The 23,404-nt window shown below is 54.9% G+C and carries 22 protein-coding genes; 11 read left to right on the forward strand and 11 right to left on the reverse strand.

All coding sequences use genetic code 11. The annotated features are described in order from the left end of the window. Window positions 1–31: 31 nt before the first annotated feature. Window positions 32–502 carry a hydrogenase maturation protease gene (locus FIV00_RS07135; protein ID WP_152500100.1) on the forward strand — a complete coding sequence of 157 codons (471 nt, stop codon included), beginning with the start codon at window positions 32–34 and terminating at the stop codon, window positions 500–502. Window positions 503–540: 38 nt separating this feature from the next. On the opposite strand, the gene FIV00_RS07140 is transcribed toward FIV00_RS07135, so the two are convergent. The 7 genes from FIV00_RS07140 to FIV00_RS07170 all read right to left on the reverse strand — a co-directional run bounded on the left by FIV00_RS07140 (window position 541) and on the right by FIV00_RS07170 (window position 8,395). Continuing rightward, entirely contained in the window at window positions 541–816 is a 276-nt protein-coding gene (locus FIV00_RS07140) for an amphi-Trp domain-containing protein (protein WP_152500101.1), read from the reverse strand. Beyond that, complete coding sequence (locus FIV00_RS07145; RefSeq protein ID WP_152500102.1) at window positions 813–2,165, reverse strand: metallophosphoesterase family protein; 1,353 nt, start codon at window positions 2,163–2,165, stop codon at window positions 813–815. The genes FIV00_RS07140 and FIV00_RS07145 overlap by 4 nt, the downstream gene beginning before the upstream one ends. A gap of 18 nt (window positions 2,166–2,183) precedes the next feature. After that, entirely contained in the window at window positions 2,184–2,885 is a 702-nt protein-coding gene (locus tag FIV00_RS07150) for a histidine phosphatase family protein (protein WP_152500103.1), read from the reverse strand. Further along, entirely contained in the window at window positions 2,882–3,982 is a 1,101-nt protein-coding gene (locus FIV00_RS07155) for an HprK-related kinase B (protein ID WP_152500104.1), read from the reverse strand. Before FIV00_RS07155 ends, FIV00_RS07150 begins: the two co-directional genes overlap by 4 nt. Further along, window positions 3,979–4,869 carry a GAK system ATP-grasp enzyme gene (locus FIV00_RS07160; RefSeq protein ID WP_152500105.1) on the reverse strand — a complete coding sequence of 297 codons (891 nt, stop codon included), beginning with the start codon at window positions 4,867–4,869 and terminating at the stop codon, window positions 3,979–3,981. The genes FIV00_RS07155 and FIV00_RS07160 overlap by 4 nt, the downstream gene beginning before the upstream one ends. After that, window positions 4,862–6,496, reverse strand: coding sequence for a phosphotransferase (locus FIV00_RS07165; RefSeq protein WP_152500106.1), 1,635 nt, complete (start codon window positions 6,494–6,496; stop codon window positions 4,862–4,864). Before FIV00_RS07165 ends, FIV00_RS07160 begins: the two co-directional genes overlap by 8 nt. Window positions 6,497–7,024: 528 nt before the next feature. Continuing rightward, entirely contained in the window at window positions 7,025–8,395 is a 1,371-nt protein-coding gene (locus FIV00_RS07170) for an alpha-glucosidase/alpha-galactosidase (protein ID WP_152500107.1), read from the reverse strand. 92 nt (window positions 8,396–8,487) lie between these two features. Here FIV00_RS07170 and FIV00_RS07175 point away from each other — a divergent pair, with 92 nt between their 5' ends. After that, the gene (locus tag FIV00_RS07175; protein ID WP_152500108.1) at window positions 8,488–9,390 is read left to right on the forward strand and encodes a helix-turn-helix domain-containing protein; all 903 of its coding nucleotides are present in this window, start codon (window positions 8,488–8,490) and stop codon (window positions 9,388–9,390) included. A 37-nt stretch (window positions 9,391–9,427) separates the two neighbouring features. On the opposite strand, the gene FIV00_RS07180 is transcribed toward FIV00_RS07175, so the two are convergent. Beyond that, window positions 9,428–10,297, reverse strand: a complete 870-nt coding sequence (locus tag FIV00_RS07180) for a MurR/RpiR family transcriptional regulator (protein WP_152504145.1) — start codon at window positions 10,295–10,297, stop codon at window positions 9,428–9,430. A gap of 145 nt (window positions 10,298–10,442) precedes the next feature. Between FIV00_RS07180 and FIV00_RS07185 the strand changes: the two genes are divergently transcribed. The 7 genes from FIV00_RS07185 (at window position 10,443) to FIV00_RS07215 (ending at window position 18,679) form a co-directional block, all read left to right on the forward strand. Beyond that, window positions 10,443–11,264: an N-formylglutamate amidohydrolase gene (locus tag FIV00_RS07185; RefSeq protein ID WP_152500109.1), complete on the forward strand. Its 822-nt coding sequence runs from the start codon at window positions 10,443–10,445 to the stop codon at window positions 11,262–11,264. Next, on the forward strand, window positions 11,257–11,853 hold the full coding sequence (locus tag FIV00_RS07190; RefSeq protein WP_152500110.1) for a TRAP transporter small permease subunit: 597 nt from the start codon (window positions 11,257–11,259) through the stop codon (window positions 11,851–11,853). Before FIV00_RS07185 ends, FIV00_RS07190 begins: the two co-directional genes overlap by 8 nt. Then, window positions 11,853–13,193 (forward strand): TRAP transporter large permease subunit, encoded by a 1,341-nt coding sequence (locus tag FIV00_RS07195; protein WP_152500111.1) that lies wholly within the window; start codon window positions 11,853–11,855, stop codon window positions 13,191–13,193. Before FIV00_RS07190 ends, FIV00_RS07195 begins: the two co-directional genes overlap by 1 nt. 122 nt (window positions 13,194–13,315) lie before the next feature. Further along, window positions 13,316–14,365 carry a TRAP transporter substrate-binding protein gene (locus FIV00_RS07200; protein WP_152500112.1) on the forward strand — a complete coding sequence of 350 codons (1,050 nt, stop codon included), beginning with the start codon at window positions 13,316–13,318 and terminating at the stop codon, window positions 14,363–14,365. 93 nt (window positions 14,366–14,458) lie between these two features. Continuing rightward, window positions 14,459–15,826, forward strand: coding sequence for a glutamine synthetase family protein (locus FIV00_RS07205; RefSeq protein WP_152500113.1), 1,368 nt, complete (start codon window positions 14,459–14,461; stop codon window positions 15,824–15,826). Window positions 15,827–15,958: 132 nt separating this feature from the next. Continuing rightward, the gene (locus tag FIV00_RS07210) at window positions 15,959–17,347 is read left to right on the forward strand and encodes an aldehyde dehydrogenase family protein (RefSeq protein WP_152500114.1); all 1,389 of its coding nucleotides are present in this window, start codon (window positions 15,959–15,961) and stop codon (window positions 17,345–17,347) included. 168 nt (window positions 17,348–17,515) lie between these two features. Further along, a complete protein-coding gene (locus FIV00_RS07215) occupies window positions 17,516–18,679 on the forward strand; it encodes an iron-containing alcohol dehydrogenase (RefSeq protein ID WP_152500115.1) in 1,164 nt (387 codons plus the stop codon). Between the two features lie 73 nt (window positions 18,680–18,752). Here FIV00_RS07215 and FIV00_RS07220 read toward each other — a convergent pair whose 3' ends face one another. Further along, window positions 18,753–19,781: an AraC family transcriptional regulator gene (locus tag FIV00_RS07220; protein ID WP_209006842.1), complete on the reverse strand. Its 1,029-nt coding sequence runs from the start codon at window positions 19,779–19,781 to the stop codon at window positions 18,753–18,755. A gap of 134 nt (window positions 19,782–19,915) precedes the next feature. On the opposite strand from FIV00_RS07220, the gene FIV00_RS07225 reads away from it, so the two are divergent. Further along, entirely contained in the window at window positions 19,916–20,989 is a 1,074-nt protein-coding gene (locus tag FIV00_RS07225; RefSeq protein ID WP_152500116.1) for an alpha/beta fold hydrolase, read from the forward strand. A 28-nt stretch (window positions 20,990–21,017) separates the two neighbouring features. Here the strand turns inward: FIV00_RS07225 and FIV00_RS07230 are convergent, their stop codons facing one another. Together FIV00_RS07230 and FIV00_RS07235 are read right to left on the reverse strand one after the other, a co-directional pair. Next, window positions 21,018–21,557: a carbonic anhydrase gene (locus FIV00_RS07230; RefSeq protein ID WP_152500117.1), complete on the reverse strand. Its 540-nt coding sequence runs from the start codon at window positions 21,555–21,557 to the stop codon at window positions 21,018–21,020. Window positions 21,558–21,582: 25 nt separating this feature from the next. Next, window positions 21,583–22,689 carry an NmrA family NAD(P)-binding protein gene (locus FIV00_RS07235; protein ID WP_152500118.1) on the reverse strand — a complete coding sequence of 369 codons (1,107 nt, stop codon included), beginning with the start codon at window positions 22,687–22,689 and terminating at the stop codon, window positions 21,583–21,585. A gap of 87 nt (window positions 22,690–22,776) precedes the next feature. On the opposite strand from FIV00_RS07235, the gene FIV00_RS07240 reads away from it, so the two are divergent. Continuing rightward, the gene (locus FIV00_RS07240) at window positions 22,777–23,352 is read left to right on the forward strand and encodes a TetR/AcrR family transcriptional regulator (RefSeq protein ID WP_152500119.1); all 576 of its coding nucleotides are present in this window, start codon (window positions 22,777–22,779) and stop codon (window positions 23,350–23,352) included. Window positions 23,353–23,404 lie beyond the last annotated feature (52 nt).

Consider the following 23,404-nt stretch of genomic DNA (forward strand, 5'->3'; position numbering starts at 1 on the left):
ATTTTTCGACCGTCCGGAGCGGGATAGCGCGATGATCCTGATTGGCTATGGCAACCCGGGGCGTGGCGACGACGGACTTGGCCCGGCGTTCTCCCAAAGACTGGCAGGCAGGGCACTATCCGAGTTGGAAATCGACACCGACTATCAATTGGTCGCCGAGCATGCCTTGACGATTTCAGGCCATGAGGTGGTGGTGTTCGCCGACGCGGAGATTGAAGGCGAAAACCCATTTTCCTTCCAGGAAATTGCCGCAGGCGCTCCTGAAGTTCTGGGCAGCCACAGTCTGAAGCCACAGACGGTTCTTGCGCTTTGCGAGACGCTCTACGGGGCAAAACCGCGGGCCTATGTGCTCGGGATATCCGGTCACGAATTCGGCGAAGTCAAAGAAGGGCTTTCGGAAAAGGCGTTGAAAAACCTTGACGATGCCGAAGCGTTCTTTTTGGACTGGCTGTCAGAACGCACCTGTACCAACGGCGTCGTGCCGGACCGAGTTGACAGCTGATCCTTGTCAAAGCGCGTAACTGGGGGACTTGAAGCCTTCTATCCTCCTTTGACCTTGAGCTTGCCGCTTTCTTTTCGGTCGATGCTGTCGCTGGTCCAAGTGATGCGCAAGTCGAGGCGCGACTGGTCATCTTCAACCGTCGCGGTTACACGCAGGTTCATGAGACCCTTCGGTTCCAGTGTGATATCGCCGGTTTCGTCCCCGAACTCCAATTCTCCCTTGGCGATCCCGCGTTTGATGGCATCGAGCATCTTCTGGATCGATTTCTTATCCTGAAGCGACTGGTGCCGGAAACGGCCCTTACGTTCCATCATAGCAGCAGTCCGTGTTGTTGAAGAATGTGGTCCGGGTTGAACAGTTTGGCATGCGGATAGTCGCGACTGATACCCAGAATGTTGCCATTTGGATGAATGATGGTCGCGCCGGTGCCAATGCCTTCAAGGCCCTCTGAGCTTCTGGAGTGCCGATCAAGAGTGACGTCTGCTTCCAGGTGCAGCAGCCCGTTTTTTGAAGTCAGTTCCTGTCCGCTGTGTCGATTGACGTGGCCTTGAACCAGCATCTTGATGCCTGCCAGATGCAGTTCTTCAACACCCCTGGCTGTCAGCGGATGATCGACATCGCGGTATTTGGTGCGCATCAGATTGGCGATCGTTCCAGAATAGAAAACAAAGGGATCTTTCCGGCTCTCCTTCCTGAAGCGGCGGTTCACATGCGCAATACCCTTTGCTGAAATCAGCGCGGCCATGCTGTCATCGACGCCGGCGTGAACAAAAAGCAAAGACCCGCTTTGGTGCACAGCTTTCATGCTTTGAAAAAACCAGGCGTATTGTCCTGTGGGATTTATGAAGAGCTCTCTGCACGCCAGCGCCGCAGCATAGAGCTGTCGCATGGTGAAGCCATGCTCTTCAGCATGTTGGGAAAATCTGGATGTTTTTTTCTTGAGCCGGCGCATTTCCTTTTTGACTGCAGCGTCATTCAGAAAGCCGGCAGCTGCTTTTGGAAACTGTTTTGCCCACTTCTTGCCTGGCACCATCAGTTCAAGACAGGCCTTTTCGTCCGGCAGACGGTCCAATGCGGTGTCCGGATCAACATATCTGTCGAAGACCTCCCGAAGCAAAGGCATGACCTTCTTGCCCATACGCACAAACATATGCGCATTCAGGGAACCGCGTTTGACGGTCAGCGACTCAAGGCCGAGATAAAGACGCAGGTCATGGTTTCCTGCCAGGAGAACAATGTCTGCACCCAGCTTCATAAGCGCTGAAAGGCTATCAAGCAGATCGAGATTGCTCGGACCTTTGTCGATACAGTCCCCGCCAACAACGATCTGGCAGCTGCGGCCGAAAGACGTCAACTCAAAGTCGGTCAGGCCACTGCCAAAGCGAACGATTGCTCCCACTGCAACAAGTGAACGGAGAAGGCTTTCGGCGTCTGCGTGCAGATCCGAGATAAAAACTATTGGTTTGTCTGGCCAATCCCAGGGGCCGAGAGCATTGGCTTTTGCGACACTGGATAACAGATCAGGGGTCCTGGCGTGAACGTGCGGCTCGCTTCCTGTGTGGACAAGCGGCCAGGGAACGCAGCTGTTCGGAACACCCAGATCGGTCAGATCCTTGGCAGCGATGGGCGGTAGCATTTGTGCAACGGGTTTGTTGGTCGTCATAGTTTTCTTGAGGTCCAATCAGTCCATTGTGAGTTCCAGAACCCGGCGTTCTTTCCAGGCGCCGGTGTGATGGCTCCAGCCGGCATCCGGGTGAAATCTCAAGATCACAGCCTTGGCGTGATGCATGCTCACTTGCCGGATTTTCGGAAAGGAAAGCACTCCCAGATGATGAGCAGCGTGGCGCAGCGCTGCTCCGTGACCGACACATATCTGGGCTATCGGGCCATTCACGTGGGGGTTTGCTTCGACACGTTTTTGCAGAAAGTCGGCCACCCGTGCCCCGGCTTCCATCAGGCTCTCGGCTCCCTGAACCGGCAATTTGTAGTGACTGTCCGATTTCCAGTTTTCCGGCGGAGCTTCATGGCGGGGATCTTCCATCAGCACTTGCTCAATTTCTGGAATGGTGAGATTGGCCAGTGCCCCGACCGACCTTTCGGCGAGTGCTTCTGTTTCCGTTACCTCAAAAGTTTGGCCCGTCGTTTTCGACATGGTCCTGCCGAGCAGCGTTGCTGTTTGCCAGGACCGCAATTGGCGCGAACAGAAGATTTCCGGCGAAAGGTGCCAGTTTTCGTCCCTGGCGAGTTCTGCCAGCTCAAGGCCGGCTGCCTTGGCTTGCGCTTTTCCTGTTTCGGTCAGATCAAAAGGTTGCAGTGCGCTTGGCGTTCCAGGTTTTTGCCGGTAAGCGCCATGGCGCAGGAGAATGATGAACCTGTCGTTCATGATGGAGTTCCCAACAATTGCATTCCAGCATCAAACAATGCGTCGAAGTCGATGAGGCCAGAGACTTCCCAGACACGAATGTCTGAAAGTGCTTCAAGGTAAGCGGTCGCTTCCAGAGCCGACCGGTCAGTCCAGAAGGCACCGTTCGATCTTTGATAAAAAGGCCCCGGGTTTTTTGTGATGGCGGATAAAAGATCCGGTCGTGATTTCAAGTCCACTGCGGAAACGTCGGTCTGTGCAGTGCTGTCGCGTGACCAGTTCAGGACCCAGAAATCCGTCAGATGCGTTTCGTGCGAAATGCGGCCCGGCCCGTAGATGTCATCAATGAAGAGGTCGTATTTTTCTTCCAGATGCCAGAGCTCATCCGGTTCCAGATTGCGAAGCTCTTCCTCCCGTTCCTCGTCGATGAGGCCGGTGAGCCTGGCGTTGGTGACGATGGTTCCAGGATTGATGCGCGGTAATTTGGGAATGCCGAGTGCATCCGTCTTGTTTGCGTTTTTGCGAACGAGCAATCGATCGTTGGTGACATAATGCGTATCCGCGATCTCCATCAGGCGGAGCATGGTGGTTGATTTACCGCCCCCGGACAGACCGGAAATGGCCAGACCCTTGTCACTGGTCTTGACCGCCGCCGCATGACAGGCGAGCCAGCCCTCGCGCTGAAACCGGTTCAGGATTTGCGTGTTGATGAAATTGATAACCTGGTTGGCATTTTGCTCTGTAGGCCCGAAAGCAATGGACCAGGCTGGGGACTGCAGAAACTGAACTCCCGTTCGAACCTTGAGGATCAACCGGCCGTCAGGCAAGTCATAAATGGTATCCTTGCGCCCGCGCTTGCTCGCCTCCCGTACCCAGTCGACATATTCAGGCTCAAAGGGCAGCTGTGCATTGCCAAGAACATGAACAACGGTGTCGGGTTCGCAAGGCGCGACGATGACATGCTGAAAATATCTTAGCAGTTCTGCCAGCAAGGTGATGGAGACACACCGCACTTCGATCACAAATCCACCGACGCTCAAGCAGACCGGGTCAGCGTTTCGGGTTGCCCGGTCAGGTGCAAGTGCGTCGACAATTTCCTGAAGGTGAGGCTTTCTCACGAACGCGCCTTTTCAATTGCATATGATGCATAAAGACTGGCTGCGTCGATTGACGCACCTTCGAGCGCACCCTTGAAACCACCAAAAGCGGAAACCTCGAAGACGACAGGACCTTCGTCCGTCAGCCCGACGTCGACCGTGGTGAAATCCAGATCAAACGGGGCCTGTGCGCGGCGCGCGAGATCTATCAACGACGGTTCAGGTGTAAATGCTTCGTAGCGGCCGCCGTCATGGATGGTTGTGTTCCAGCTGCCTTCCTTGGCAACGCGTGCATAGGTACCGAGATATTCACCTGCCAGGAACACCATGCCGAGGTCCCGACCGGAAAGATTGACTTTCTTCTGCAGGTACATGACCGGGTTTTCTGCCTTGAAGGCAGCGATGTCCTGCCGGAGGCGGTCACCGTCTGACTGTGCTTCAATCAGCGTCATTCCGCGTGCTTTGGTTGAAAACAATGGCTTGAAAACCGAAGTGCCAAACCGTTGAACGGCAAGAGCTGCCTCGTCGATGCTTTCGGTGATGCACGTTGCGGGCATTGGTATGCCTGCATCGGAAAGCGTAAGGGTGCAGCTGAGCCGGTTGACGAGGCTGAAGATGGATCGGGTTTTGGAAAATACCCGTACACCTGCAGCTTCGGCGATACGCAGAAGATCCAGGCGATCCAGCGTCGTGGGGCTATACTCCTGGCTGATTTTCTTGATGATCAGGCCGTCAAAACCACAGAGATTGTGATTTCCGGCGCTTAGCGATCGGGACTTCAGGTCAAGCACAACATCGGCCATGTCGATGACACAGCGAAATCCGGTTCGGGCTTCAAGCTCATCCGCCAGAATTTCGGTGGACCATTTGCCGGGAATGCCGACCACGCCAATCTTCAGCTCAGTCAACGAAAATCTCCTTCAATGGGAGACGGAACCTGGCCTCCTCGCCAACGGGGCAGGCAAGGGCTTTTTCGATCAGGTAACGGGAACGCAGCCACATGCGTCTGGCATGAACCTTGTCGAAGATGAAACGGGTGGAGGTGGCAAAGGATCGTGCCAGGCCGAGCGCGAGACGGAATTCGAAAGTGTCGTCATTCTGTTTTCGGGCAAATGCCCGTGCCGATTTAAAGAAGGTTTGCGAGACATTCATGATGCGGCTGCGTGTCTCGCGATCAAGAACATGCAGACGGTAGTTCGAAACCATGAACACCGAGATATCCTGAACATAGTCCATGTAACGCGATCGGTGCAGATCGATGAAATGGATCCTGTTTTCTCCCGGGTCGAAGATGATGTTGTCGACGTTGAAGTCGCCATGAATGTAGACGGAAAAGGGGGCTGCCACCTGCGCCTCGCGCTTTGCCGCCTGACCGACCAGAGTGTCGAGCGACTGTAAGGCTTCTCCGCAGAACCGGACGTGAGTTTCCTGAAACTCCGGATGAACCCGGCGCACCTCTCCGAGCCGTTCAGACAATTGTTGCATGCTGCCCAGCTCGGCGGGTTCCTTGGTTCTGGTCTGTTTCCAGATGTCACGAAGTGTTTTGGACAGGCGTGCGAGTGCCTTGTCGCAAAGATCTCCGTTTTCGTTCAGCAGAATATGTTCGAGCGTCAGGCCCGGCAGATGTTCGATCAAAAGAGCAGCCGACTGGTTGCGCTTTTTATAGGACAGGATCTTGGGAGCAAGGCCCGGATAGATAGAGTGCCAGCTTTCAACACCCTGACGCTCTTCTTTCACCTTGTTCTTTTCACCATCCTTGAAGACGGCAGTCACGGTTTCGGTTTTTGTGTTTCGAATTGCTGAGATGGAGCTGCCGGACCGCGTTTCTGCGATGGCCTCAATAGCCAGTTCGCCGTTTGGCTCCTCAAGGTCGGACATCAGGCTCTGCAGCGAGAAGTAGCGTTCAAAATTGACCGCCTGTCCGATATTTGACGAGATCAGCGCTTCGCTGATGGATTTGAGGGAATCGCCCATACGCTGAAACTCGCTTGCGACGAGCAGACTGTTGGCGATGTCGGACGGCTGAGTTTTGGGATTGCGCATTTCCCGTGTGTAGACCTTGAAAACCTTGCGGTAGTCGGCCTCGATCTTGTTTTGCATCTGGCCAATTTCGATGGCCAGATTGCTGTCGCTGCTATGAATGGCATTTTCGATCCTGGCGACACCGCTGCGGACATGTCCAACGATTACCGGGTACCGCTCCGGGACCAGTGTATTGAAGGTGTCGATCCGTTCCACATGCCGCAGTGACTGGCGCGCCAGATTGGAAAGGCGTTGCAGGTCGACGGCGACAAATTCGAGGCTGCGCAGTGTCAGATGTTTTCTGTTGTCTTTTTTCGCGCCCGCCATCTGGCGCACGCATGCGTCCAGGATCCGTGTCTTCAGATTGTGGGCATAGCCCGCCCGGTCCATGATCCTTCGAGCGAGTGCGGCTGTCGGATCCTGGAAGAACGCTTCCAGAAGGATCAGCTGCCCATCGATTTCAGCGCACAAAAAGTGGAGATTTTCCCGGATGGTCTTGGGCAGGCTAGTCATTGTTCTTCATTGTGCGATCCGAGATAGTTTCCAAGCTCCGACTATAGCCAAGTGAAAACAGTTTTGTGACATAGGCTGGAAGAAGTTGTTGAGCATCTTCAGATGTTTCGCCAAGCCACTGTTTTCCGCCGGTAAGTTTGAAATAGCAACCTTTGAAGGAATGTTGTTTTTCTTGAACGAACAACTTTTCATCCCGGAAGATGAATGTGTGGAAAGAGGATCGGAAGGTTTGCCGAAAAAGGGGCTTTACCGATGCGCGGCCCTTTGGAAGGGTGTCTTATCCTCGCATCTGCCGACAAGGCCTGCAATTGAGCCGGCCTGACAGCACGTCGTTGCTGCGGTGTTCAATCTCTTGAACAAGGTTTCGCCAAGTCGCGAACAATCAGCCGATCAGCGTCAGACTGAACAAGTCCGCGCCAAAGCGCGAACCACCCTTGCAAAGTGTTTCGCAAGGGTGGTCAAACTGATCGTGCTGGTCAAATCCGTTTTCGATGGTCGCGAGGGCGTCTTGGGTTAAATCGATGTCGATCAGGCAGCCTGTCTGTTTGTCGCCAGCCAGCTGGGCAGCCAGTGGCCATGAGCCCTGATCAGGTCATCGACAAGGCCGCAGATCTGATCGAGATCCAATTCGGCTGCAGTGTGCGGGTCAAGCATCGCTGCGTGATAGACATGTTCCGGTACTTCGTCGACAAGCGCCCGAACAGTCAGTTCCTGAACGGAAACATTGGTCCGCATCAGGGCCGTCAGCTGCGGCGGGATACCTTCGACCCGTGTAGGCTGAACACCGTTGCTGTCGATCAGGCAAGGCACCTCAACGGCACACCCCTTCGGCAGGGCGTCGATCAAACCATGGTTGGGCACGTTTCCATAGATCGTTGTTGGTGTGTTGGTCACGATCGCATTGATGATTTCCGACGCATATTCAGGCGAAGCCTTCACCTCAATAGGATCTGGTCCGAGGAAGGCCTTCGCCTGCTCTTTCCAATCGGCCACCTGCTCAACACAACGTTTCGGATATTCATCCAATGGGATCGAGAAGCGATCAATCAGATCCTTGCGGCCACTCTTGATGAACCAGGGAACGTATTCTGCGAAGTGCTCGGAGCTTTCGGTCACGAAATACCCAAGCTTTTGCATGACTTCATAGCGAACATAGTTGGGGCACCGGGGATTCCACAAGTTGTCCGTTTTCGGAATTGCTCCGCTCGCGTGAAGCTTTTTCAATTTGGGATAGAGGTCCCGCGTTGAACCGTCATCCAGCACTTCATGAAGGTGAAGATAGAAGGCCATATGATTGATGCCGCCAACTTTGTAGCGCAATCGGCTTGGGTCAATTTCCAGATCCTCGGCCAGCTCGGCAGCTGTCAGAGGAACCGAGTGACACAGACCCACCTGACGAATGTCAGGATATTTCTCGCTGATCGCCCAGGTGTTGATTGCCATTGGATTGACGTATTGCAGCATCAACGCATCCGGGCACACGGCCCGCATGTCTTCACAAATGCCCCAGAGATGCGGAACGGTGCGCAAGCCGCGCATGATGCCACCAATGCCGAGCGTGTCGCCAATCGTCTGACGTAGGCCATATGATTTTGGAATCTCGAAGTCTGTGACGGTGCAAGGTTCGTAGCCTCCGATCTGGAAGGCAACGACGACAAAATCAGAGCCTTCCAGCGCTTCCCGCTGGTCCTGATGACAGGAAACCGTTGCCTTGGCACCTAGCGAGGAGATCATTTTGGATATCACAATTTCGGATTCGCGAAGGCGTTCAGGGTCGATATCCATGAGGGCAAAATGAGCATGGGCAAGCGCTGGCCGCAGCAGACAGTCGCCGATGATGTTCTTGGCAAAAACGGTTGATCCGGCACCGATAAAGGTAATCTTGGCTGGATTGGACATGGGCAAAGACCTCCTGGTTGTGAGATCAGATTGCACGACTGTTCGGGACATTCTATCCTGTTATCAAAGTAAAATGTCCGGAAATTACAGGTATGCCCGATTTGCCCGTTCGCTCTGTTTTTGGACCTGAAGATGCTGACCGTCCGTCATTTGTCGGCGGTAAGCCTGTTGTCTTCGGTCAGTTTGCAATGCGCCGTTTTGTGCCGGTTCGGCATGGTCTGGACTGGCATGGACATGTCGAGTTCAACTGGCTCACAGGCGGCGAGATGACATACAGGTTCGAAACGGACAAGGTCGTGCTTCCGGAGGGTCAGATGTGTTTCTTCTGGGCTGGAATTCCGCATCAGACTGTCGATCTTAACCCTGTCCAGGCTTCCAACTACCAGCTTACGAACATGTATTTTCCACTTGATGTCTTTTTGTCTTTTCGTGGAATTGGTCGCATTCAGCGCGCACTGCTGTCCGGTGCTGTTCTGGTTGTGCCGGAACATCTCGCAATCGGAGACATTCCGGGCCGTTGGCATCAGGACTATCAATCAAAGGATCTCGGTCGGTTCGAATGCCTGACAATGGAACTCCATGCATTGATGCGACGGCTTTCCATTGAAGAAAGCATCAAGGACTTGCGCAACAACTTCCGGCCGGTCAGGGATGATGGCAGGCAGTCGGGACCGACCGAGCATGTGGTGCGCATGATCGAGGCCGTCATCCAGAACACATCATTGCCGGTATCGACCCAGGAGATCGCGACGATAAGCGGTTTGAATGCCAACTACGCATCCAACATGTTCAAGAAGACGCTCGGGATCACGCTCAAGCAATTCATTGTTCGCATGCGGTTAATCAGGGCTCGAGAACTTCTTTTGTCTTCCGACGTTTCTGTGTCGGAAGCCGCATTCCAGGCCGGATTTTCTTCCGCCAGTCAGTTCTATGACAACTACAAGTCCGTCTATGGAAGCGTGCCAAGCGACCTGCGCCAGGCAAGACCGGCCTGATCGGCTGGAATAGATATGGTCCCACGTCGCTGAGACGTCAGATGTCCGGTCCGCTGCGACCGTCTTCCGTTGAGGGGTCGATTTCGTTGCGCAGAGTTTCCAGCGACCGCATCCGGGCCTGGGCACGGGTCTGGTTCTGTCGTGTCACGCCTGCAATCAGAACTTCCGCAATTGCCATCAGCGCCAGTGAGGAATCCCAGGGAGACGGGACTGCAACACGGGCAGGTAGCACATAGCTCGCGATCCTGCCGACCGGTGACATCCAGCTGTCCGTCACCAGTGCAACGGTTGCGCCCTGTTTCGCGGCAGCTTCGGCAAACTGAATAATTTCAGCCTGATACCGGCGGATGTCGAAGACGACGACAACGTCTTTGGGGCCAATTCCGATAAGCTGATCCAGCCAGTTTCCCTGCTGGCCTGCAACATGGGTGACATTGGGACGGACAATGCGCAAATGGGCTGCCATGTAACGCGCAAGACCATCAGTGAACCGGCCACCGATGAGATGAATGGTCTTGCGTTCATCCGAGAGAAGATTGGTCAGTCCTTCCAGCTCGCCTTTCGGCAAGTGATCAAAGGTTTCGCGTATGTTGTCCAACAGCTGTCCGACATGCGGGTCGGAAGCTTTTTCATCGGACATGCTGGTGCTGCGCGCCAGTGGTGAATTGAGCTGGCTCTCAAGTTCGCTGCGGAGTTTCTTTTGAAACTCGGCAAAACCGGGAAACCCCAGTCTGGCAATGAATCTCAAGATGGTTGGAGAGCTGACGCTGGCAGCTTCTGCAAACTGCGCAACCGTGCCCAGGCCCTGCATCGGATAATTGGCCAGCAAAGCATGGGCCGCCTTTTTCTCCGTTGCGGTGAATTCGTCTAGCCGGTCGCGAATGTCTTCCAGAAGCGGGCGTTCCATGGGCGTAACCTGTTCACAAAATTTGACGCCGATTTTCATTTGACAGCGGCTCCAATCTGCGTATCAAATATTACAGAACTTAGTTAAGTCGGCAATCCTGTAATAAACATTACAATTTTTCGGTGAGCCTTTCAGGGAGTTGGGAATGGGTGCAAGCCCTCAAAGCGGCGGCCAAAAAAATGGTCAGGCAGGAGGGGTAACCCGGGCTGTTGCGGTTGAAAACGCGGAAGGCATTGGACCGTTCGTTTTTGTCTGCGATCACGCCTCCAATCATTTCCCGCCGCCTTACGACACCAGTCTTGGTCTGTCGGAGGCGGAAAAGGCAGAGCATATCGCGTGGGACCCCGGCGCACTTGGCGTTGCAAGGCAATTGTCGAAAAGCCTGAATGCCCCGCTGGTCTTCACAACCATCTCAAGGCTGGTCATCGATTGCAACCGTGAGGAAACCCGCGCGGACCTGATCCCCTGTCTGAGTGAAACCACACAGATTGCAGGCAATCGTAACCTCTCGGCGGATGAAAAGGCCTTCCGGCTCAATCTGGTGCATCGCCCCTTTCACAAGGCGATCGACAAGGTGCTGAACCAGCGACTCGATCGGGGCATTCCAACCGCGCTTGTATCCGTCCATTCCTTCACGCCGGTCTACAAAGGAAAAGCAAGGCCGTGGGAAATCGGCTTGATTTCGGAAAGCGACCGGAGCCTTGCTGATCCTGTGCTTCAAGCGCTCAGGATCCGCGGTGATCTGACTGTTGGCGACAACCAGCCCTATGCACCGTCCGATGGCGTTTACTACACCATTCGTCGACACGGTGAAAGCCGGCAATTGCCGTGCCTGATGATTGAAATCAGAAACGATGAGGTGAAGACAAGCGAGCAGGAAGGACATTGGGCGGAGATGCTCGCCCCGGTACTTTCAGGCGCGCTTGAAACGGGGACAGCGGACTTATCTGGAGGTGCTGATGCTTAAGGCGGCCCGCCTTTACGTCCGGTTTGTCGACGGGTTCAATCGAGGTCTTGGCAGAATCATCATGTGGGGCATCTTCGTGATGGCCGCCATCTTGCTCTGGTCGTCTGTCTCAAAGACTTTCTTCAGTCCCTCATTGTGGACACTGGAAGTCGCGCAGTTCGCTATGGTCGCCTATTACGTTCTGGGAGGGCCCTATTCGATACAACTCGGATCGAACGTGCGCATGGATCTTTTCTACGCGGACTGGAGCTTGAAGAAAAAAGCCTGGTTCGATGCCTTCACCGTGTTGCTTCTACTTTTTTACCTCGGGGTTCTTCTCTACGGCGCGCTCAATTCCTTTGCTTATTCGCTGGGGCACTTCACGCAGGAACCATTTGTCTTTTATCGGGACCTGATCGTTGCATTCGTGACAGGTGGTCCGGAAGCTGCAAGTGAAATTCTTGGATTTGTCGAACGCAGCCCAACATCGTGGCGACCATATGTCTGGCCAATCAAACTGGTCATGATCATCGGATTTTTTCTTATGCTCCTTCAGGTTTTTGCCGAGTTCCTGAAAGATATTGCCCGTATCAAGGGAGAGACGATCTGATGTCATATGAGATGATCGCTCTTTTGATGTTCTCGTCGATGATGCTGATGCTGCTGACCGGTCAGCGGGTTTTTGGCGCGATTGGCGGCATTGCGTCCATTGCAGCGATAATGCTCTGGGGAACCGGTGGTGGAGACATCCCGTTTTCGGCCGCAATGAAACTGATGAAATGGTATCCGCTGCTAACGCTGCCGATGTTCATTTTCATGGGTTATGTCCTGTCGGAAACCAAGATTGCAGACGATCTTTACAAGATGTTCCATGTCTGGATGGGGCCGATCAACGGGGGGCTTGCCATCGGCACGATTCTGCTGATGGTTTTGATCTCGGCCATGAACGGACTTTCCGTCGCGGGCATGGCAATTGGCGCGACGATCGCGCTGCCGGAGCTCTTGAAACGCAAGTATGACAAACGGATGGTGACCGGCGTGATTCAGGCCGGATCTTCACTCGGGATCCTTGTGCCTCCTTCTGTCGTGCTTGTGCTTTACGCGATGATCGCCCGGGCACCGGTTGGCCAGCTATGGCTCGCCGGCGCCGTGCCGGGCCTGATGATGGCAGCAATGTTCATTGTCTATATTGCGATCAGATGCCGTATACAGCCTGAACTCGGGCCGGCGCTCTCCGAAGACGAACGGGATGTTTCCCGGGGCGAAAAATACCGTTTGCTGCTGGCAGGACTTTTGCCGCTCATCATCTTTGCGATGATGATGGTGCCTTTCGTGATGGGGAAAACCAGCCTGGTCGAGGCATCGGCTGTCGGCGCCCTCACGGCCCTGATCGCGGCGGTTCTCAAGCGCCGGATGACATTGGCCATTCTGGTTCTTTGCCTGAAGAACACCCTCGGTATCTCCTGCATGTTCATGTGGATCATCCTGGCGGCCCTAGGCTTCGGTGCGGTGTTTGATGGTCTGGGTGCCGTCAAGGCCATTGAGAGCCTGTTCACGGAACAGCTTGGCCTGTCGCCCTGGATGATCCTGATTCTGATGCAACTGTCGTTCCTGGTCATGGGAACATTCCTGGACGACACTGCGATGCTCGTGATTGTTGCGCCGCTTTATGTACCTCTGGTCGGGTCGCTTGACCTCGGCATGCCGCGCGGTGACATTCTGATCTGGTATGGCGTGCTTTATACGATAACGACGCAGATCGCCTATATGACGCCACCCTTCGGTTACAATCTTTTCCTGATGCGGGCGATGGCGCCCAAGAGCATCACGATGCGTGACATCTACGGATCTATCACGCCTTTTGTTCTGGTGATGATCCTGGCACTCGTGATCGTAATGGTTTTCCCGCAAATCGCACTTTGGCTACCCAATCTGATCTACGGAAAGTAGCGGCGACACGCGAGACAAAAACAATAAAGTCTGGAGGAAACGGACTATGAGCAGCGGTTAAAACCCAGAACCGGAAAACGGTGAACCGCACAGACCGTAAACTGAAAGTAGGGGAACTTGAAATGACCAATAGACGTAATTTTCTCAAGAATGCGGGACTAGGTACCGTTGCTGCCGCCGGCGCAACGACATTGGCCGCACCTGCTGTGCTTTCCCAGGAGCCCATCAAATGGCGTTTGCAGACCTATGCTGGTGGTGCGCTAGGCGAGCAAGTGACGAAGCCGATGGTGGACTACGTAAACAACGCCTCGAACGGCGAGTTGCAGATCGAGCTATTCTATGCCGATCAGATCGTGCCGACGGGCGAGCTGTTTCAAGCATTGCAGCGCGGCACAATTGACGCCGTCCACTCCGATGACGACTCCATGGCCTCACCGACACCCTTGCGCCAGTTCGGCGGGTACTTCCCGTTTGCGACCAAGCATATTCTTGATGTGCCAGTTCTGTTCAATCAGTACGGGCTCGCCGATATCTGGCGATCAGAATACGAAAAGGTCGGTGTGGCTTGGATTTCCGCCGCCGGTCAGGATCCGTGCAACTTCAACACCAAGAAGGAAATCAAGTCGGTTTCAGATCTTGAGGGGTTGAAGCTCTACACGTTCCCGACAGCTGGTCGCTTCCTGTCAAAATTCGGCGTTGTACCTGTGTCAATACCCTATGAAGATGCCGAAGTTGCTGTGCAAACTGGTGAACTGGACGGGATGGCATGGTCCGGGATCACGGAAGACTACACGGTCGGCTGGGCTGACGTCACGGACTACTTCCTGACAAACAATATTTCCGGTGCCTGGATCGGCTCATGGTTCGTCAACCAGAAGCGTTGGGCAGATCTGCCAGCACATCTCCAGCAACTTGTTCTGGCTGCGACCGAGGCCGGTCATACCTATCGTAACCAGTGGTATTGGGGCGGTGAAGCGCGTCTTCGTGCGAAGGGTGACAAACTACAACTGCGCACCGTTCCGGCTGCCGAATGGGCACAAGTCGAAGATGCTGCCAAGGATTTCTGGAAAGAGATCGCCGCAGAAGGTGAACTTCAAGCCAAGATCATTTCGATCTTCCAGGAATATAATGACGTTATCAACCAGGCAGGTCCTCCCTACAATTTCGGGTGAGATCAGTTCCTGCGGGCTTCGGGGAAGACTTTCTCCGAAGTCCATTCAATGAACTTCAGATAGTCCAAGTCCACGAACCAGCGGAAAATAATAATGCCTGGCAACCTAACCTTCGAAGCACTCAAAACTCGCGTCTCATCCGGCGAGATCGATACTGTGCTTGTGTGTATCACCGATATGCAGGGCAGGCTGATGGGCAAGCGTTTTCATGCGCAGCATTTTGTCGACACCGCCTTTGAAGAGACCCATTGCTGCAATTATCTGCTGGCGACCGATATCGAAATGTACACGGTTGAAGGTTACGCTGCGACGAGTTGGTCGGGTGGTTATGGCGACTATGTCATGAAGCCGGATCTGGCCAGTTTGCGGCTGACACCCTGGCTTGAAGGTACGGTCATGGTGATGTGTGACGTGCTCGATCACCATACACATGAGGAAGTCCCGCATTCGCCGCGTGCGATGCTGAAAAAGGTCGTCGGCCTATTTGCCGAAAAGGGACTGACGCCGATTGCTGCAACGGAACTGGAGTTTTTCCTGTTTGAGAAAAGCTTCGACGATATGCGCAAATCCGGCTTTCGCGATCTGGAACCGATCTCCGGCTACAATGAAGACTATCATATCCTGCAGACGACCAAGGAAGAGGACGTCATGCGGCCCCTGCGGAACGGTCTATATGGTGCGGGCATTCCGGTGGAGAACACCAAGGGTGAAGCTGAGACGGGGCAGGAAGAACTGAACATCAAATACGCTCCGGCCATGGATACGGCGGAGAACCACACCATTGCCAAACACGCCGTAAAGGAGATTGCCTGGGCCAAGGGACGCTCAGCCTCCTTCCTGGCAAAGTGGCGCAGTGACAAGGTGGGGTCGTCCTCACACGTCCATCAGTCGCTTTTCGACAAGAAGGGCAACAACGTCTTTTGCGACGACAAGGGCGACTATGGCATGTCCGAAACGATGTGCCACTATCTGGCTGGTCTGATCAAATATGCGCCGGACTATACGTATTTTCTGGCGCCCTACATTAACAGCTACAAGCGTTTCCAGAAGGGAACCTTCGCGCCGACAAAGACCGTCTGGTCGGTCGACAACCGCACAGCCGGTTTCCGCCTGTGCGGAGAGCACACCAAAGCGCTCAGGGTCGAGTGCCGTATCGGTGGATCCGATCTTAATCCTTATCTGGCGCTGGCTGCCCAGCTGGCAGCCGGACTGCGCGGAATTGAAGAAAAATTGCCGCTCGATCCACCAACCACAGGCGATGTCTACGAGGCGAAACGCGCGCGCGAAATCCCTCACACGCTTCGCGAGGCGCGCGAGACCATGCGCAAATCGAAGTTCCTGCGCGAGACCTTTTCCGACGCCGTGGTGGATCACTATGCCAGGGCGGCCGAATGGGAAGTCGAGGAGTTCGACCGAGCGGTGACGGACTACGAGATTGCCCGCGGATTCGAGCGTGCGTGACGACCTGGCAGCCTTCGATATCGGTCTCCGTCAGGGGACCTTTCAGAGTTTGCGAAGTCGAAAACACCAAAACAAAGAGCCAGTCACTTTCGAAAAAGCCGCACGGAAAGATGCGGATATGAGAGGTTCAAAATGTCAGATGTGATCAAGCTGATCTCGCCGGTTGACGGATCGGTCTATGCGGAGCGGCCTGCACTGGATGGAGCGGCCGTTGAAAAGGTCATTTCGGCGGCACGGTCGGCCCAGTCCAGTTGGGCGGCCACGCCGATTGCCGAGCGAGTTGCCTATTGTCAGAAGGCACTGGAAGCGCTGAAGGCCATGAATGACGATGTCGTGCCCGAGCTTGCTTGGCAGATGGGACGTCCAATCCGGTATGGCGGCGAATTAGGTGGCACAATCGAGCGGACCGAATATTGCGCCAAGATTGCCGAAGAAGCCCTTGCTGACATTGAGAGGACCGACAAGCCGGGTTTCAAACGTTATCTGAAGCGTGTGCCTCTCGGGATCGTCATGGTGATCGCGCCCTGGAACTATCCGTTCATGACAGCGATCAACACCATTATGCCGGCCTTGATGGCGGGCAATGTGATTGTCCTTAAGCACGCCGCACAAACACTGCTGGTCGGTGAGCGGCTTGCAAAGGCCTTTGAAAGCGCAGGCCTGCCCAACGGCGTCTTTCAGAACATTGTGCTTACGCACCAGGGAACCGAGAAGCTGCTCGGCTCGGGACAGATTGATCATGTGAATTTCACCGGGTCGGTCGCCGGTGGACGGGCAATTGAAAAGGCGCTGGCCGGTACTTTTGCGACGCTCGGTCTTGAGCTTGGCGGCAAGGACCCCGCTTATGTGCGGGCTGATGCTGATCTGTCCTATGCAGTTGAGAACCTTGTCGACGGTGCGTTCTACAATGCCGGACAATGCTGCTGCGGTATTGAACGCGTTTATGTCCACGAAAGCCTCTACGACAAGTTTGTCGATGGATTTGTTGATCTGACGAGCCAGTACAAGCTTGGCAACCCTCTCGATGAGGCAACGACACTGGGTCCAATGGCCCAGGCGCGGTTTGCCGCTTGGGTACGCGAACAGACACAAGAAGCCCTTCGGAAGGGCGCAAGATCTCATATCGATGTGTCCAAGTTTTCAGAAGACAAAGACGGCACGCCCTACCTCGCGCCGCAGGTCCTGACGGACGTAAACCACCAGATGTCCGTCATGCGGGAAGAAAGTTTCGGTCCTGTCGTCGGCATCATGAAGGTGAAGGATGACGAAGAAGCGCTTCAATTCATGAATGACAGTCCCTATGGCCTGACGGCTTCAATCTGGACTGAAGACGTCCAGGCGGCCGCCAATATCGGCAGCCGGATCGAAACCGGGACAGTGTTCATGAACCGATGCGACTATCTCGATCCGGCGCTTGTCTGGACCGGTGTCAAGGAAACCGGGAAGGGCGCTGCGCTCTCGGAGATCGGTTTTCACAATCTGACCCAGCCGAGATCCTTCCACTTCCGTGTGGAGCATTAACGGCACGATTGGACGCCTCGTCGCTTGCGAATTTTGGTTGCGCAAACGTCAGCGCGGCAAGGGTCCATCCGCTTAATGGCCGGAGTGCGGGCACCCGCAAAATCAAATCCAGTCCCTGTGAATCAGGGGCTCAGCAAAGCCACAGAGTTTCAAACCAACGAGACGAACATGAGCTCACTTCCTTCCGTTAACTGGTCCTATCCGACCTCCGTACGATTTGGCGCAGGTCGCATCAAGGAGTTGCCAAAGTCGGTCAAGGCCGTCGGCATGACCAACCCGCTGCTGGTGACCGATCCCGGGCTTGCCGGTTTGCCGATTGTCGCAGAAGCGATTGCCGACCTGGAAGCTGCAGGCCTCAAGGCAGCGGTCTTTTCCGACGTCAAGCCAAACCCGGTCGACAGCAACATTTCTGCTGGGGTTGCTGCTTTCAAGGCAGGTAACCACGATGGTGTCATCGCGTTTGGCGGTGGCTCCGGGCTTGATGCCGGCAAGCTGATCGCCTTCATGTCCGGTCAGTCTCGTCCGATCTGGGACTTTGAAGACATCGGCGATTGGTGGAAGCGTGCGGATCCTGACGGAGTTGCACCGATTATTGCCGTGCCGACAACTGCGGGAACCGGCTCCGAAGTCGGCCGTGCGGGTGTTGTCACCAATGAAGCGACGCATACGAAGAAAGTCATTTTCCACCCGAAGATGCTGCCGGAAATCGTCATTTGCGACCCGGAGCTGACGGTTGGCATGCCGCGTTTCATCACGATTGGCACAGGCATGGACGCGCTGGCGCATTGTCTGGAGGCTTATTCGGCGCCGATGTATCACCCGATGTCGGAGGGCATCGCGCTGGAAGGAATGCGGCTGGTTTTTGAAAACTTGCCGAAGGTCGCCGCCGACGGATCTGATCTTGAAGCCCGCGGTCATTTGATGAGCGCGGCTGCAATGGGCGCTGTTGCCTTTCAAAAAGGCCTTGGTGCGATCCACTCGCTGTCCCACCCTGTTGGCGCACTTTATGATACGCATCACGGCATGACCAACGCTGTGTTCATGCCCTACGTCTTGCAGTTCAACAAATCAGCGATCGAGCAGAAGTTTGAGCGTCTGGCCGGGTTCCTCGGCATTGCAGGTGGCTATCAAGGGGTCCTGGACGCCGTCTTGAAACTGCGGACGGACCTTGACGTACCGCACACGCTTTCCGGGCTGAACGTCGATACCAGCAAGCGCGATCTGATCGCAGAGATGGCGATTGTCGATCCGACGGCAGGAGGCAACCCGGTCGAGCTGACCAAGGACGGGGCTCTGGAGATCTTTGACAAGGCTCAGTCAGGCATGGTCTGAGGACCTGCATCTTGGCAACCGAATTGGCGCGCTTCAGGGCGCGCCTTTTTTTGTTTCTTCCAAGTCATGCAGTTCAGGACTGAAGGCCTACGTCGAGCATACTAGCCGACTTGCGCCAGGCATCCGGGGTCATGCCGGTCGCGCGCAGGAATTCGCGATTGAAATTCGATTTGGTTGAAAATCCGGATCTGAACATTGCTTCCGTCACAGTGAGGTTGTCCTGACGCAGCAACCGGCAGACTTCGTTGATGCGGAAGTCGTTGACATAGCGCGAGACGTTCTTGCCACGGACCCTGTTGATCGCCTGCGAAACCTGACGGGAGCGCAGGCCTGCCGATCGGGCAAGCCTGGACAGGTTCAGGTTTTCATCGCGGTAGAGGCGCTTCTCACGCATCATTGTGTCGATACGAGAAACAATCTCCGCATCAGCATCTGTGGGTGCCGGTGTGGACTTTTCAACGTCTTCATCTGGAAGTGTCTGCGTTTTGCCCGCGGCAAGGGCAGCCAATCCGATAATGAGCAAACCGATGATATTGGCGTTGCTGACCAGCATGGCGGCATTTGAACCGCCGGAACGCTCGAAATCCAACAGGATGAGCAAGTCAAAGCCCGCTGATGCCAACAGGCAGGCTGCTGCCCACCAGACCGCCCGATTGGCAAGGGCGGCGCTGTCAAGTCTGGCCAGTTCCAGACCGTCCGGTCCGGTCCGGGCCAAAATCGCCAAGGCAAGCGCGTAAGCAAGAACGAGAAAGAGCAGAAAGCTGTCGATGAATTGGGGAGCAAACAACAGCAAGCAGACTGCGACGAAGGCTGCCAGGGGCACAGATGCAAGACGCATTGCACCTGGTTTCAGTCGATCGCGTAGACTGCGAAAACTCTCATAAGTGAGTGGTGGCAGTATTGCTGCCAGAATGGGCTGTACGAAACGAAGCGCGTCTAGCTGATAACCCCAGCGCAGTCCCAGAACGATCGATTGCAGGCAGCACAAGGCGATGAGCAACAGGAATGCACGCGTTGTTGCGTGATCGTTACTTCGGCGAAGCATCACAAACACAAGCGCAAGCAACAGCGCATTCACAAAAGGCAGGGGGACGAACAGCACAGCGGATCACCGAAGAAGCGGTAGCGTGGGTCCTTTTTCACGATTTCGGAATGACTGAATCGCGAAACAGGACGATTTTGCGATCCTACTTAGCAAGTGTGAAGCCATTGATCCAATGAACTGTGAGGCCGATCATGCGACTTCTTTCACTTGTCTTTTCCCTGGCGTTGACGACCACATTGAGCGCGGCTGGAGCCACTCCGGAGGGTGTTGGTTTCAAGGAAATTCGAATTCACTCCGAGGCGCGAAACAAGGACCTTGCCGTTTTCGTCTGGTACCCTGCAGTTGCCGGTGGAGAGGCCGTACCGGTCGGCGAAGACAGGATCTTCGAAGGAACCCCGGCATTTGCCGATGCACCGGTTGCTGGTGGCGACCATCCGATAATCCTGCTGTCCCACGGCTCTGGCGCGACAGTCCAAAAAATGGCTTGGATCGCGACCGCACTTGCCGATGCAGGGTTCGTTGTTGCCGGGCCCAATCATCCGGGAACGACCAGTGGTGATTCCACGCCGGAGGATACGCCAAAACTTTGGGAGCGTACTGACGATCTCTCCACGGTATTGAGCGCTCTGCTCGCCGAACCGAAATTCCGGTCCGTCATTGATCCTGACAAAATCGGCGCCCTCGGATTTTCCCTCGGTGGTGCCGCGGTTCTGCAGCTGGCTGGCGCAAGAGCGCGGCTTGACGATTATGTCCGCTATTGCGACACCTATCCTGACATGCCGGATTGCCGCTGGTTCGCCGGGGGAAGGGCATATGTCGACCAGACAGAGGTTCAGGTCGAAGCATATGACTTGCGGAATGTCGACCAGGCGCGTTTTGAGCAGTCAAATCTTGATACCAGGCTTCAAACAGTGGTTGCCGTAGACCCCGCCCTGGCCACCGCATTTGACCTTGAAAGTCTTGAAGAGGTTCGGTCGGCGCTTCACTTTGTCAATCTTGGTGCGCACGAAACCGTTCCGATTGCCGTCAGATCTGACACATTGGCCTCAAGCATTTCCCACGGCTCGCTCACCAATATCGAGAACGCAGTCCATTTCAGTTTTCTTCCTGTCTGCAGACAAGGTGCCAAAGCCTTCATGAAGGCGATTGGCGAAGCTGACCCATTGTGCTCAGACGAAGGGAGCCGCTCACGCGCTGCGCTTCACGAGGAGCTTGAGCAAACAATCGTGGACCTCTTTCGAAGCAGTTTTTCTAAGGTCAAGTGAGGCCGGTCGACGAGCTTTTCAGATGATTTCAGATCCGCAAGTCGGAAAGTTTTGCAGGGCCAGTTATCTCTCTGACAAGACCCGATTTCACATCATAAAGCAGCGCGGACACGACTAGTGTCCCCGGAATTTCGGGAGCATCCCGCAGTCGGGCGATGTCGGTCTTCAGGTCCGTTGGCTGGTCAGTGATAGCATAGCTCGAAACGTCGATGCCGAGTTTGTCTTTCAAGGCGTCCTGAAAGTCGGGGTTGGCAAAGTTCTGAGCACCGCATTGCGTATGCTGCATCAAGACGACATTGAAAGCTGGCGTATCGTCTTGTGTGAGTTTGGCCACCATCATGGACAGCGTTGCGATCTCTTCGATTACGGATCGCGTGACCCGTCCGCCATTGTTCCGCAGAACGACTGCATCACCGAGTTCCAGGCCGAGCACATGAGCAGGATCAACGCGTGCGTCGATACAGGTCAGGACCAGAGTGTTGAGTTTCGGAAGAACGGGCAATTCCGAAGCTGCGAAGTCTTCGGCGAACAGACGATTGCGTTCATAAAGAACGGAAATCTCAGACATGGTGTTTCCTTTGTTCGTCTGGCTGTCAGGCAACACGTGCCTGGTTTGCTATTTTCTGTTGGGCAGCGTGGGTTTGGAGCCACTCCGGCGTGTCCTGGCTGAACCTGGGTGTTGCGATCTGCACATAGTCGCGGGCTGACTGAATGCGATTGAGGTCAAGAGCCGGGGTCAGTGCAATTTTCAGAAATCCTGCCATTGCGCGTGCGGTGCCGCTCACGCTTCGCCGTAGCTCAGGGCGGGATGCGACCAGCCGCCGGGCAATGCTTTCAAACTGTTCTGGATCTCGGCCCCCAACCAGCTGCACATCATTGGTCGGTGCGTTCACAGCGAAACTGCCGCGTCGATATTCTTCAGCATAAATTGCCAGTTGGGAGACGGCCGCCTCCGAATAGTTGGAAGGCGGTAAAGCCCGTAGCGCCTTGGTCATCATCTTTTCGGAAATGTTTTTGTAGGTAACCCGACGCCCAAGGGCTTTGCCCATGGCGAGCGCAATTTCGTCCGGGGACAGGAGTGCAGGACCTGTGGGGCGATAGGATTTGCCTGCATGGGTTTCAGGGTCGGCAAGGGAGCCGACAACAACGCTGGCAATGTCTTCATTCGATGGTGCTGCGTTCTTCTTCTTTCCACCTTCGCCAAGTGGCATGGTGAAGACGCCAAGGTGAGCAGCCATGTTGATGACCATCAGATAGTTGTCTGCGAACCAACCCGGATTAATGGATGTCACACTGGTGCTCCCGAGCAGGCGCACCAGCGCATCGGACAGGTAGACCTCTCTTGTGAAGAGGGATGGGTGATCAACCGATGTCAGCCACTGACCAAGCGTGACGACGTGTTCGAGCTTTGCCTCATTGGCACCCACCGTAAAGACCGCATTGAAATGCAGACCGTTAGGCGCTGTCGGTGCGCATTGATAGGCTCGGTTAACGCCCTCCATGGCGGTTCGCATGTCTGAAAGGGCATACTGGTTGCCGACGAATATTTCCGCGCCTGCGCGTTCCAGCATTTCAGCACGCCCGTCGCGTTTTCTTAAAAGGGCGCGGACCGGAAATCCCTTTTCAAGCAGCTGCAAGGTGACAGGCAGTCCGGTTTTTCCTCCTGCGCTTGTGACGAGGATCTTGGGTTTGAGGGGCATGGGCAACCTTTTAGATGATAGTTGTAATCTATAAATATAGATGATAACTAAAATCTAAATTGTCAAGCCCAGGAAAGAACTGCCCTCATGCCGAGAATGACAGAAGCCGAAAAGCGCAAATCTCACAAAAGGATATTGGATGCGGCGGCATATCTGTTTCGCGAACAAGGAACGGAAACCACGAGTGTCGCCGACGTGATGAAGGCAGCTGGTCTCACGCATGGCGGTTTTTACAGGCACTTCAGCTCAAAGGATGAACTTGTCGCGGCAGCTTTCAAAAACGCGGTCGACAATGTGCTCGCGGAGATGGAAAGTGCGTCGTCAAAGGCCCAGCTTCAGGCGACGCGGGACAGCTACATTGAGACTTACCTGTCACGATGCCACGTCAAGAACCGTGGTGAAGGTTGCCCGCTGGCAGCGCTGGCAGGGGATTTGTCGCGGGGAGCGAGTGATGCGCGGCACGAAGGGTTTAACGCTGTAGAACGTGTTGCAGCTCTGTTGAAGGAAGGTGAGGATCAGTCTGAGGGCATTGCCATGCTTGCTCTCATGCTTGGGACAGTGACCCTTGCACGTCTTGCCGACACCGATGCTTCCGCTGACGCGATCCTGGCTGCCGGTTCAAAGGGTGTCGATATTTTTCGGTCAAGCTGGCCGGCTAATTGAAAACCTCCGGCAATTGCAGAGCCCAAAAAAGAAGCAGGCGCGCCCGAAGGCA

This window comes from Labrenzia sp. THAF82 (assembly GCF_009363435.1).
Classification (GTDB): Bacteria; Pseudomonadota; Alphaproteobacteria; order Rhizobiales; family Stappiaceae; genus Roseibium; species Roseibium porphyridii.